The 12,085-nt window shown below is 73.1% G+C and carries 8 protein-coding genes; 4 read left to right on the top strand and 4 right to left on the bottom strand.

The annotated features are described in order from the left end of the window. Nucleotides 1–126: 126 nt before the first annotated feature. The 4 genes from ACFCY7_RS03590 to eccB form a co-directional block, all read right to left on the bottom strand. On the bottom strand, nt 127–417 hold the full coding sequence (locus ACFCY7_RS03590; protein WP_017235850.1) for a WXG100 family type VII secretion target: 291 nt from the start codon (nt 415–417) through the stop codon (nt 127–129). Between the two features lie 50 nt (nt 418–467). Continuing rightward, the gene (locus ACFCY7_RS03585) at nt 468–818 is read right to left on the bottom strand and encodes a WXG100 family type VII secretion target (RefSeq protein WP_376480946.1); all 351 of its coding nucleotides are present in this window, start codon (nt 816–818) and stop codon (nt 468–470) included. A gap of 190 nt (nt 819–1,008) precedes the next feature. Beyond that, the gene (mycP, locus tag ACFCY7_RS03580; RefSeq protein ID WP_376480944.1) at nt 1,009–2,265 is read right to left on the bottom strand and encodes a type VII secretion-associated serine protease mycosin; all 1,257 of its coding nucleotides are present in this window, start codon (nt 2,263–2,265) and stop codon (nt 1,009–1,011) included. Nucleotides 2,266–2,278: 13 nt separating this feature from the next. After that, entirely contained in the window at nt 2,279–3,826 is a 1,548-nt protein-coding gene (eccB, locus tag ACFCY7_RS03575) for a type VII secretion protein EccB (RefSeq protein ID WP_376480942.1), read from the bottom strand. A gap of 189 nt (nt 3,827–4,015) precedes the next feature. Here eccB and eccE point away from each other — a divergent pair, with 189 nt between their 5' ends. From eccE to ACFCY7_RS03555, 4 genes are all read left to right on the top strand, one after another. Next, nucleotides 4,016–5,320 (top strand): type VII secretion protein EccE, encoded by a 1,305-nt coding sequence (gene eccE / locus ACFCY7_RS03570; protein WP_376480940.1) that lies wholly within the window; start codon nt 4,016–4,018, stop codon nt 5,318–5,320. Further along, the gene (locus tag ACFCY7_RS03565; protein ID WP_376480938.1) at nt 5,320–6,129 is read left to right on the top strand and encodes a hypothetical protein; all 810 of its coding nucleotides are present in this window, start codon (nt 5,320–5,322) and stop codon (nt 6,127–6,129) included. The genes eccE and ACFCY7_RS03565 overlap by 1 nt, the downstream gene beginning before the upstream one ends. A 239-nt stretch (nt 6,130–6,368) precedes the next feature. Further along, nucleotides 6,369–9,911: an SCO5717 family growth-regulating ATPase gene (locus ACFCY7_RS03560; RefSeq protein WP_376480936.1), complete on the top strand. Its 3,543-nt coding sequence runs from the start codon at nt 6,369–6,371 to the stop codon at nt 9,909–9,911. A 192-nt stretch (nt 9,912–10,103) separates the two neighbouring features. After that, nucleotides 10,104–11,936 carry an ABC transporter substrate-binding protein gene (locus ACFCY7_RS03555; RefSeq protein WP_376480961.1) on the top strand — a complete coding sequence of 611 codons (1,833 nt, stop codon included), beginning with the start codon at nt 10,104–10,106 and terminating at the stop codon, nt 11,934–11,936. The last annotated feature ends 149 nt before the right edge of the window (nt 11,937–12,085 follow it).

The following is a 12,085-nucleotide window of genomic DNA, read 5'->3' as shown; positions in this document are numbered from 1 at the left end:
GTCGTCACCTTCCCGTCGTCGCCCGCGGACGGGAAGGTGACGACAGGACCCGGTCGGGCCCCGGAGCGGGTACGCGTGAGGGGGCGGCCCGTCGGACGGGCCGCCCCCTCAGGTGTGCGCGGGGTGTCACATCATGCGGAACCGGGCCGCGTTGCCCTTGTCGGTGTCCTGGTAGCCGGCGACCGACTCGTCGAGGAGCTGGGCGATGCGCGCCAGGTCCTGGTTCATGCCGGCCATGTCGCGGGTGAGGCGGTCCTGGCTCTCGCGGTACGCGATCTTCGCCTCGCCCTCCCAGTTGGAGGCGACACGGTTGACCTCGGCCATGAGGTCGTCGAGCTTCTGGGTGAGGGTGCTGGACGTCAGGCGGGTGTCGGCCGCCGCCTGCGTCACGGTGTCGTAATTGACCGCAGTGGTCATGGTGTTGACTCCTGAAGTGAGTGTGGCGCGGAGGACTGGTCTGTCGTGACTCAGATGCCGAGGATGGCGCTCTGGTTGCCGCCACCGCCGCCGGAGCCGCCGCCGTCCATCGTGCGGAAGGAGCGCAGGCGGTCCTCCTCCTCGCGCGTGAACCCGTCGGCGCTCATGCGCATGATCTCCTCGAGCTTGGTGAGCTCGGCGCGCATGCTGCGCAGACGCTGGTTCAGGTCGTTCTGGACCCGGTCGTACTCCTTGCTCGCAGCGCCCTGCCAGCCCGCCTGGACGCGGTCCACCACGCCGTTGAGGGAGGTGATGCGGGCCTGGAGCTCGTCGGAGAAGTCCTGGATCCGGCCGGCGAGCTTGACTTGTTCGGCACTGGTTACGTTCAGGTCTTTCGACATCTTGCCCCTTCTTCCTTCGGCGGCGTCGACGGCCGGGCCGTCGGGCCATCCGGTCGTGATGCGGACGGGAATCTTCTGATGCCGCCCCCGTGCTGGGTTCGCACTGCCGTGCCCCCAGCGGTCACTGTAGCCATTGACGGCGACAGTTCCAACTGCAAAGGAAGGTCCGGATACTTGGCCGTGAGGCGGCTCATCGGACCCCCTTTCCGCGGCGGCTGTCGCGGATCACGACGGCCGTTCCGGCGACCACGGCCACCAGGACGCCGCCCATCCCCAACGCATAGGTGGCGAGCCGTTCGGAGCGCTCCTGGGGCGTCTCCGACAGCGTCAGACGGGCCGCCTCGGGCGCCGGCGGCCCGGGCGGGCCCGGGTCGGGCGTGGGCGAGGCCGGCGGCACCCCGGGGCCGGCGTCGGCGAGTGCCCGTACGGGGTCGACGACGCCCCAACCGACGTAGTCGTCACGTCCGTTGACGGAACGGACGGCGGTCTGCTCGATCCGGGCGACGATCTGGGCCGCGCTCCACTTCGGGTACTTCGCGCGGAGCAGGACGGCGACGCCGGCGACGTACGGGGCGGAGAAGCTGGTGCCGTTGTCGACGCACTGGCCGCCGCCGGGGACCGTGGAGACGATGTCGACGCCGGGGGCGGCGACGCCCACGAAGGTGCCGGCCTGGGAGAACGCGGCGCGCTCGTTGTTCCGGTCGGAGGAGGCGACGGCGAGGACCCCGGGGAAGGCGGCGGGGTAGGTTTTCTTGCGGTTGCCGTCGATGCCGTCGTTGCCCGCGGAGGCGACGACGACGACGTCCGCGCCGATCGCCCGGGCGACGGCCTTGCCCATCGGGGAGTCGGGGCTCAGCGGCTGGGTGGTGTCCTGCGAGATGTTGATGACCTTCGCGCCCTTGGCGACGGCGTGGTCGATCGCCTTGGCCATGGTGTCGGACTTGCCGCTGTTCTTCTCGTCGTTCTGCCGGATCGGGATGACGATCGCCTCGGGGGCGAGGCCGACGAATCCGGTGCCCTTGCGGGGGCGGGCGGCGATGATGCCGGCGACCTTGGTGCCGTGGCCGACGTCGTCGACGGTGCCGTCGGTCTTGCCGCGCTTCTCGTCGCCGAAGCCGGGGTTCTCCTTGTCGGGCGTGAGGTAGTCCTTGCCCGCCTTGGCGTCGACGGCGTCGCTCAGCTGCGGGTTGACGTCGTCGACGCCGGTGTCGATGACCGCGACCCGGACGCCCTTGCCCTTGGTGTCCTGCCACAGCTCGTCGAGGAGGACCCGCTGGAGCGGCCAGGGGGTGCCCTCGATCTGCTTCTTCATGGGGAAGGTGCACTCGCCGCTACCGTCGAGGCCGGGGCCGTCGTGGCGGGGCGCGGCGGACGCGGCGGGCGCCGCGAGCAGCGCGGTGAGGGTGCCCGCGGCGAGCAGCGCCGCCGTGCGGTACGTCGTCGTCACCGGTGCCACCCCCTCAGGAACCCTGCGGCTGACGCGCGCTGTTGGTGTCGAGCCGCGGCCCCTTCGACAGGAACTCCGACCATTCGATCGGGACGAGGGCCGGCTTGACCTTCTCGTACCCGAGACGCTTCTGGGCGTCGCTGGGTTCCGGGCGTCCGTCGGTCTGCTTCTGCTCGCCGGCGCCGATCTCGGAGCGGGCGGAGTCGCTGTCGCCGTTGGCCTGGACCGCGTACCGCAGTCCGGTGTCGGTGACGAGGAAGAGCGAGCCGCCGGGCGTCTTCTGCTTCCCCTGGATCTGGGTGTAGAGCAGGCCGGTGCCCGGGGTGACGTACGTGCTGGTGCCGCCGGCGGTGATGTCGGCGGGGTACTCGGGACCGGCCCAGGTGGTGAGGGTGGTGTTGCCGGCCTCGTCGACGCCGGTGAGGACGCTGCAGACGGTGTCCCGGCCGCCCGCGGCGCCGGTGACCTCGTTGGCCAGCTCGGACCGCTTCGCCGGCCAGTGCGCGCGCGGCTGGAAGACGGTGGAGTCCGGTTCGAAGTCGGAGGCGTTGACGGCGGACGGCTTGCCGCGCATGTCGAGGGAGCGGGTCTGCGGGGCGCTGATGAGGAGCCAGGCGGTGAAGGCGCTGACGGGCCGGACCTTGCCGGGCAGTACGAGGTAGTTCTGGGGGCCCGAGCCGGTCTGGGCGAGGAGGACCATGCCGACCCGGTTCTCGGTCGCGGTCAGGCCGCCGCCGGGGACGCCGGCGGGGGCGCCGACCTCGCCCTCGACGTGCGGGAAGTCGATCTCGTCGCCGGTCTTCAGGGTGGCGAGCCAGTCGTCGGTGACGGGCTGCGGTTCCTTGTTGAGCCCGACGAGGACGGTGAGCAGTCCGGTGGAGTCGGCCTTCAACGGGTACTTGGTGCCGGTGTGGTCGACGAAGAAGCGGGCCTTCCCCGTCTGCCCCTGGACGTAGAGGACCTGCCCGTCCTTCAGCTGCCCCTTCCCCTCGGTGCGTTCCTGGTCGCGCTTGGCGAAGAGGAAGGTCGCCTTCTGGACGCTGGCGCCCTTGCCGCCGCCGGGCTGTTCGCAGACGGCCCAGCGCTTGGGGACGCCCGCGTCGTTCTCGGCGGGCAGCCGGTCGGGGGCGTAGGGGATGCCCAGGATGGGGCCGCGCGGCGGCTTGCCGAGGTCGAGCGTCTTGTCGTCGACCTGGACGACCTGGAACTGGTCGGGGTTGAGCAGGAGTCGGGCCGAGGCGAGGTTGAGGACGGGGTGGAGCAGGGTCTTCGCGTCCTTGCCCTTGCCGGTCTGCAGCACGACGTACCGGGTCGTCGACTGCTTGCCGACGATGACCCGGGTGCCGGGGGTGTCCCAGCCCTTGGGCGCGCTCGGGCTGAACATGCCCCAGGCGCCGAACCCGGCGACGACGAGGGCGGCGACGATCAGGCCGGGGGCGATGGCGCGCAGCGGCTTCGGCGCCCCCTCCTCCGTGCCGGAGGGCGAGGGTTGGAGGAATGCCGCCACCGTGCGCTTCTTCGCAAAGGTGTACGCGTTGAGCTCGTCCCGGCGCGATGCCATGAGTCCCCATTCTCGTCAGGCGCAGTCTTCGCGCGGGGATCGGAGAGGTGGCGACCGGGCCCCGGCTGTCGGACCGGACCCCTACTATGCCTGCTGTCCCGTGGGGTTCGTGGGGCGGGTAGGGTGATCCGGCCGCCAAAGCCCTGGCGGGCCAGGGTGATCGGGACGAATTGAGGGGGATTCTCCATCATGGCTTCCGCGACGCGGACGCGGCCCGCCGCGGCCACCGCCTCCGCGCCCCCGTCCACCGGACCCGCCTCCTCGGTCTCGCCGAGGCTCCAGGCACGTCCCGGACACTTCGGGTCGTTCCGATTGCAACAGCTCGTACTGATCGAGGTGGCGGCCGCGTTGCTCGCCGTCGCCTGGGTCGTGGAGCCGATGCTGCTCGTGCCCGCGGGCGTGGTCGCCGTCGTGCTCGTCCTCCTGGCCCTGGTGCGCAGGCACCGGCGGTCCCTGCCGGAGTGGCTCGGCACCTTCCTCGCGCTGCGCGCCCGGTCGCGCCGGGCCGCCTCCTTCACGGTGCCGGCCGGCACCGAGCCGGGGCTGGCGCCGGTCGTGGAGTGCGATCCGGCGCTGCGGACCTACGCGTACAGCGACCGCGACCGCCGTCCGGTCGGGATGATCGGCGACGGCACCTTCCTCACCGCCGTCCTGCGGGTCGAGTCGGACGGCACGGCGCTGCGCCCGGACCGCGCGGCGCGACCGCTGCCCGTCGGACTCGTCCGGGACGTCCTCGTGGTGGACGGCATCCGGCTGGAGTCGGCGCAGATCGTGCAGCACACCCAGCCGGCGCCCGCGCCGCACCTGCCCCCGCAGTCGATGGCGGCGCGCAACTACGGTCCGCTCCAGGCGCAGACGGGTTCGCCCGCGGTGCGGATCACCTGGATCGCCCTCAAGCTCGACCCGGAACTGTGCCCGGAGGCGGTCGCCGCGCGCGGCGGCGGCATGACGGGCGCGCAGAAGTGCGTGGTGCGGGCGGCCGACCAGCTGGCGAGCCGGCTGGCGGGCGCCAGCTTCCGGGCGGACGTGCTCACCGAGCAGGAGCTCACGTCGGCCCTCGCCACCTCGACCTGCGCGAGCCCGATGGCCATCGCGCAGGCGGGCCGGGGCCAGGCGCTGACGCGGCGCACGCAGGAGACCGCGCGGACCTGGCGGGTGGACGACCGGCGGCACACGACGTACTGGGTGGGGCGCTGGCCCCAGTTGGGCGGCCGGAGCGGTGGCGCGGGAGCGTCGATGCCGCAGCTGGTGGCGCTGCTGACGTCGCTGCCCGCGCTCGCGACGACGTTCAGTCTGACGCTGAGCGGCGGGGACCGGCAGGAGGTGACCGTGACCGGGCACGTGCGGATCACCGGGCGCAGTGACGAGGAGCTCGTGGCCGCGCGGCACGAACTGGAGCGCGCGGCGCGCGGGGTGAGGACGGGTCTGGTGCGTCTCGACCGGGAACAGGTGCCGGGCATGCTCGCGACGCTGCCGCTGGGGGGTGCGCGCTGATGTCCACCGCCTCCTTCGGTACGCAGCCCGGTGCCGGCGCGTCCGGCCCGTTCGGCGCGCAGCCCGGCTCCGGCGCCTCCGCTTCCCCGCGTACGGGCCGGGGGACGCGGCCCCGGTTCGGTTTCGGGCTCGTCGGGCCGCGCCGCGACCGGCATTCCGTTCCCCTGGAGCAGCTGGACGCGCTGGCCCTGCCGGTCGGCGACGACGGCATGGTGATCGGTGTGGACGCCGAGAACCGGCCCGCCGTGCTCGGCATCAACCGGCCCGTGCCGTACGACGTCACCCTCATCGGCGGTCTGTGGACCGCGCAGGTCCTCGCGCTGCGGGCCGCCGCGACGGGGGCCCGGGTGGCCGTCGAGACCGGCCGCGCGCAGGCGTGGACGGCCCTCGCGCAGGCCGCCGGCGGCGGGCAGCCGTGCATCGCGCTGCACGACGTCGGCCGGGTGCCGCCGCAGGGCGCGTCGGCCGGCAGTCCGGTGGTCGTGGTCCGGGACTGCGGCATGCGTCCCCCGCGCGGCCGTGTGGTGTCGGCGCCCTGGCAGTCGGTGGTGACGCTGCTCCCCTATCTGAGCCCCGTCGCGCCCCGGCTCCTGGAGAAGTCCTCGCTCGTCGGGGTCCAGCGGGTGTCCCCGGACGAGGCGGCGCAGATCGGCCGGATCATGAGCCTTCCCCGTCACGAGTACGAGGCGCTGTCCACGCTCGCGGACGGGGTGACCCTCTGGTGCACCCAGAACGACCGCCAGTTCGTGATGACGCAGGCGACGGACGCCGAGACCGGATTGTTGGGCGGCGCGCGCCGCATGGACTGAGCGGCGACGAGGGGAAACGAAGTCGCTCGAATACGTCCGTTTTTGCAACGTTTTGACATTGTTTTGAACGGTGGGGGTTCTCACTCTGCGGCGCAATCGGGTCACTCGGGGGCGTGGACGGGCCGTGGAGACCTGCGGCGAGCGCCCGTCGGGCCTGCCCGGCGGATGCCCGCGCCGATTAGGCTGGACGGGCCCCGCCCACCACGGCACAAGGGTGCTCGACCACACCAGGAGGCAAAGTGAACGGCGATCGCGACGAGGTCCACGGGGGTTGGAATCCGCCCGCCGACGATCAGTCCGACGCGGATGCCGCCGAGATGACGGGTGAGTTCACCATCGACTACACCCCGCCCGCCTGGTACACGCAGAACGCGTCGGGCGGTACGGGGACGGGCGGCGCCACTCCCCCGCCCCCGAGCGGTACGCCGGTCCCGGTGCCCGGACTCCCTCCCGTCCCCGGCGTCCCCGTCCCCGGGCTTCCGGCGGGCAGCGGCTTCGAACCCGGCTGGAACCAGGCCCCGGCGGCACCGCCGGTCGCCGTGCCGCCTCCCGCCGCACCGCCGGTCGCCGCACCGCCGGTCGTGCCCGCTCCGGCCGCGCCCGTCGCTCCCGTCGCTCCCGCTGTCGGGCCGCACGGGGGCGCGCCCGCCGCGCCCTTCGGTGGCGGAGAGGTCGAGAGCGGCGCGACCATGCGCTTCTCCCCCGCCGCGCTGAAGCGCGAGATGGCCGAGCGCGCGGGCGAGACCTCCGCCGGCGAATCCGACGGTACGGGCGTGCCCGCCGGTACGGGACCCGTCCCGATCACCACCGCGCCGGAGCCCGGCGAGCCGATCCGGCTCACCTCCGAGACGCCGCTGCCGGCCGAGACCGCTGCCGAGGGCGCCGGCACCGGCGCTGACGGCTCGTCGGCGGAGGGCGTGGCGGGCGAGTCGGCCACCGGCTCGGCCGATGAGGACATCGCGGCGGAGGCGGTGGCCCACGGCGTGGTCGACGGCGTGGTCGACGGCGTGGTCGACGGCGTGGTCGACGGCGACGCCGGTTCGGCCCCCGGCTCGGCCTCGGGCTCCGGATTCGGCTCCGACGACACCGGCCTCACCAACGACGCCGAGGCGGCCGCGACTCCCGCGGACTCCGCGGCGGACGCCGACGTCGAGTCCGTGACCGCCACCGGCGTCGAGGCGGACGCCGCCGCGGAGTCCACGGACTCCGGGGACTCCGGGGACTCCGCGGACTCCGGGTCCCTGACGGACCCGGCCGCCGCTCCCGGCGAGCCGGGCGTTCCCGGTGCCGAGAGCCCGGCCGCGCCGGAGGCGGCGGCCGAGGCGGCCGTTCCGTCGCCGTTCCCCGCCGCCGAACCGGTCGACGGTGTGCCGGGGGCGTACCCGATCGCCGCGCCGCAGGTTGGTGGCCCCGGTGCGGCTCCGGCCGCGGGGCCGTACGCGGCGGTGGCGCCGCACGACGTTCCCCCGCCGCAGGGCTTCGGTCCCGGTGCGGGCCAGGCGCCCTATCCGGGCGGGGCCGCACCGCAGGGGTTCGGTCCCGACGCGGGGCAGGCGCCGTACCCGGCCGCCGGTCCGCAGGCGGGTCAGCCTGGCCAGCCGGGTCAGCCCGGTGCTCACGGTGTGGTGCCCGGGCCGTTCCCGGCGCCCGGGTACCCTGCGGCGCCGGGCGCCGACGGCAACGTGCCCGGGGCGTACCCGGGTTCCGGCCAGCAGAGCCAGCAGGGCCAGCACGGGCCGCACGTTCCGCAGGGCGGGGCCGGGCTGCCGCCGCTGCCGCCGTCGTTCCAGCCGGCGGCTCCCGGGCCCGCGCAGCAGTGGCCCGCGCAGCCGGGTCCGGGCGGGCAGCAGGTGCCACCGGCCGCGCCGCTGCCGCCGACCGCGGGCTGGCCGGCTCCGGCGGCGCCCGCCGCGCCCACGGCGGCCGCGCCCGCTCCCGTACCGCCGCAGGCGCAGCCGCAGCCGGAGGCGCAGGGTGGCTACGGGTTCCCGCACCCGGGGACACCGCCGCAGCAGGCCGGTTACGGCTATCCGCAGCAGCCCGCGGGCGGGGACGTGCCGCCGCAGGGTGGTTACGGGTTCCCGCACCCCGGGACTCCGCCGCAGCAGGCCGGTTACGGCTATCCGCAGCAGCCCGGGGCCGGCGGGGGCGTACCGCCGCAGGCTCAGGCGCAGGGTGGGTACGGGTACCCGCAGCCCGGGGCCGGGGCGCCGGGGGCGCCTCAGGTGCCGCAAGCACCTCAGGCACCTCAGGCACCGCAGCAGGCCGTCGATCCGCGGACGGGTGCGGCCTGGCCGTCGCCCGTGACGCACGACCAGCGGGAGCGGTCCGTACCGGGAGCGCCGCTCGGGTACAACGCGGCCGTCGAGCTGTCGTCCGACCGCCTGCTCCGGAACAACAAGCAGAAGCCGAAGTCGAGCCGGACGCCGGGCAGTGCGGCCCGCTTCAAGCTGGGCGGCAAGAAGGAGGAGGCGGAGCGGCAGCGGAAGCTGGACCTGATCCGGACGCCGGTGCTCTCCTGCTACCGGATCGCGGTCATCTCGCTCAAGGGCGGTGTCGGCAAGACCACGACGACGACCGCGCTCGGGGCGACCCTGGCGACCGAGCGGCAGGACAAGATCCTGGCGATCGACGCGAACCCGGACGCCGGCACCCTGGGCCGCCGGGTGCGGCGCGAGACCGGGGCGACCATCCGCGACCTGGTGCAGGCGATCCCGTACCTCCACTCGTACATGGACATCCGCCGGTTCACCTCGCAGGCGCCGTCCGGCCTGGAGATCCTCGCCAACGACGTGGACCCGGCCGTCTCGACGACGTTCAACGACGAGGACTACCGGCGGGCGATCGACGTCCTCGGCAAGCAGTACCCGATCATCCTGACCGACTCGGGTACGGGTCTGCTGTACAGCGCCATGCGCGGGGTGCTCGACCTGGCCGACCAGCTGATCATCATCTCGACGCCGTCGGTGGACGGCGCGTCGAGCGCGTCGACGACGCTGGACTGGCTGTCCGCACACGGCTACGCGGACCTGGTGCAGCGGTCCATCACGGTCATCTCGGGGGTCCGCGAGACCGGAAAGATGATCAAGGTCGAGGACATCGTGCAGCACTTCCAGACCCGCTGCCGCGGTGTCGTGGTCGTGCCCTTCGACGAGCACCTCTCGGCCGGCGCCGAGGTCGACCTCGACATGATGCGGCCGAAGACCCGGGAGGCGTACTTCCACCTCTCGGCGATGGTGGCCGAGGACTTCGCCCGCGCGCAGCAGGCGCAGGGCCTGTGGACCGGCGACGGCCAGGGGGCAGTGCCCCCGCACATGGCCCCGCCGATGCCGGGCCAGCCGATGCCCGGTCAGTACGCGTCCGGCCAGCCCATGCCCGGCCAGTACGCGCCGCCCGGTCAGCCGGTCCCCGGTCAGCCGTACGCGCCCCAGGCGCCGCAGCCCGGGCAGCCGTACCCGCAGCAGCCTGGTCAGCCGGGTCAGCCCTACCCGTCGCAGGCGTACCCGCAGCCGGGTCAGCCGATGCCGGGTCAGGCGATGCCCGGTCAGCCGATGCCGGGTCAGTACCCGCCGGGGCAGTACGCACCCGGGCAGCCCGCTCCCGGGCAGCCGTATCCGGCGCAGGTGCCGCAGCCCGGGCAGCCGTACCCGCAGCAGCCTGGTCAGCCGGGCGTTCCCCAGGCCTGGCAGCAGCAGCCGGCGCCGTCTCAGCCGGGTCAGCCGCTGCCCCCGCAGGCGGACCCCGAGACGCCTCCGCAGGCACCGCCAGCCCCTCAGCAGTAAGGCGTCACAGGATTAGACCAATGAGGCTCCGTATCGGCTCTCCGATACGGAGCCTCTTGGCGTTCCCGCAGCCCACACGGGGTTTGAGTGGTCGTTGACGACGGCAGACCACCGCTGATACACCTGCGCTTCATCCATCGTCAGCCCAAGATCGACGACAGAAACTCCGACGCGAGGTCACGTCCCATGGTCATGGTCACGAAGGTTCCACCCCGTCCCGACTCCGCCCGCAGAGCCCTCCGGGTGGTGCTCGCCGCCGGCCTCGCCGCCGGCTCGCTCGCCGCCGTCCCGGGGACGGCGCGGGCGGAGGACGAGAAGTCCGGCGGCACCACCCTCACGGTGGCCGTCTCGCAGAGCATCGACTCGCTGAGCCCGTTCCTCGCCCAGAAGCTCACCTCCACCAGCATCCACCGGCTGGCGTACGAGTACCTCACCAACTACGACCCGAAGGACGCGCGGACGGTCCCGGGTCTGGCGACGGCCTGGTCGGCGTCGGCGGACAAGCTGACGTGGACGTACACGATCCGCAAGGACTCGACGTGGTCCGACGGCAAGCCGGTCACCGCCGAGGACGCGGCCTGGACCTTCGACAAGATGATGACCGACCCGAACGCCGCCACGGCGAACGGCAGCTTCACGGCCAACTTCGCGAAGGTCACCGCCACCGACCCGCAGACGCTGGTGATCCGGCTGAAGAAGCCGCAGGCGACGATGACGGCGCTCGACGTGCCGATCGTGCCGAAGCACGTCTGGGAGAAGGTCGGCGACTTCTCGAAGTTCAACAACGACAAGCAGTTCCCCATCGTGGGCAACGGCCCGTTCGTCATCACGGACTTCAAGGTCGACCAGTACATCAAGCTCAAGCCGAACAAGAAGTTCTGGCGGGGCGCACCCAAGTTCGACGAGCTGGTCTTCAAGTACTACAAGGACGGGGACGCCGCCGTCGCCGCCCTGCAGAAGGGCGAGGTGTCCTTCGTACCGAACCTGACGCCCGCCCAGGCCGCCGCCCTGAAGACCCAGAAGGACATCAAGGTCAACGACGCCCCCGGCCGCCGCTTCTACGCGCTGGCGACCAACCCGGGCGCGAAGGCGCAGGACGGCAAGACCTTCGGCAACGGCCACCCGGCACTCCTCGACCCGGCCGTGCGCAAGGCTCTCTTCCTCGCGGTCGACCGCACCACCATCGTCGACAAGGTCTTCCAGGGCCACGCCGTCGAGGGCCAGGGCTACATCCCGCCGCGCTTCGGCTCGTACTTCTGGGAGCCGCCGACCGCGCAGAAGCGGGGGTACGACCCGGCCGCCGCGGAGAAGGTCCTCGACGCCGCCGGGTACCGGAAGAACGCCGACGGCAAGCGCGTCGGCAAGGACGGCAGGCCGCTCGACTTCCGGATCCTCTGCCACGCCACCGACCCGAACGACAAGGCGGTCGGCAAGTACCTCCAGGAGTGGTGGGGCAAGATCGGCGTCGGGCTGAAGGTCGAGTGCCTGGACAGCGTCTCCGACCCGTGGGTCAAGGGCGACTACGACCTCGCCTTCGACGGCTGGTCGGTCAACCCCGACCCCGACTACGTGCTGTCGATCCACACCTGCGGCACGCTCCCGGCGACGCCGAAGGACAGCGGGGCCACCGACAACTTCATCTGCGACAAGGAGTTCGACGGGCTCTACGCGCAGCAGGCGGTGGAGTACGACGCCGCCAAGCGGGCGGATCTGGTGAAGCGGATGCAGTCCCGGCTGTACGACACGGGGTACATGAACGTCATGGCCTACCCGAACGCCCTGGAGGCGTACCGCACGGACCAGATCCGGTCCATCACGACCATGCCCGAGGCCGCCGGCAACCTGTGGGGGCAGGACGGCTACTGGAGCTGGTGGTCCGCCGTGCCCACCGCGCAGGCCGAGGACGACCAGGGCGGCTCGTCCACCGGGGTGATCGTCGGCATCGGCGCGGCCGTGGTGGTCGTGCTCGGCGCCGGCCTCTTCCTCGGGCTGCGCCGCCGCTCCACCGCCGACGACCGCGAGTAGTACGTGACGACGGCAAGCACCCCCGCCGACGTGGCGCCGGGCCGATAGGGCCCCCGCCCCGCCGGGGGGGGCCCCCCCCGGGACGCCCCCCGGCAACACCCCCCCCCCGCGGGGGCACACGGCGGCGCCCAACGAGCCCACCGCGCCCC

This window comes from Streptomyces sp. NPDC056361, from assembly GCF_042262805.1.
Classification (GTDB): domain Bacteria; phylum Actinomycetota; class Actinomycetes; order Streptomycetales; family Streptomycetaceae; genus Streptomyces.
Note: the sequence above shows the minus strand (reverse complement) of the source record. Positions and strands in the feature narration are given on the sequence as shown.

Excerpts from the sequence above, each read along its gene's own strand:
- ACFCY7_RS03585 (WP_376480946.1), bottom strand. The coding sequence starts at position 818 with ATGTCGAAAGACCTGAACGTAACCAGTGCCGAACAAGTCAAGCTCGCC.
- eccB (WP_376480942.1), bottom strand. The coding sequence starts at position 3,826 with ATGGCATCGCGCCGGGACGAGCTCAACGCGTACACCTTTGCGAAGAAG.
- ACFCY7_RS03590 (WP_017235850.1), bottom strand. The coding sequence starts at position 417 with ATGACCACTGCGGTCAATTACGACACCGTGACGCAGGCGGCGGCCGAC.
- ACFCY7_RS03555 (WP_376480961.1), top strand. The coding sequence starts at position 10,104 with ATGGTCACGAAGGTTCCACCCCGTCCCGACTCCGCCCGCAGAGCCCTC.
- ACFCY7_RS03565 (WP_376480938.1), top strand. The coding sequence starts at position 5,320 with ATGTCCACCGCCTCCTTCGGTACGCAGCCCGGTGCCGGCGCGTCCGGC.
- eccE (WP_376480940.1), top strand. The coding sequence starts at position 4,016 with ATGGCTTCCGCGACGCGGACGCGGCCCGCCGCGGCCACCGCCTCCGCG.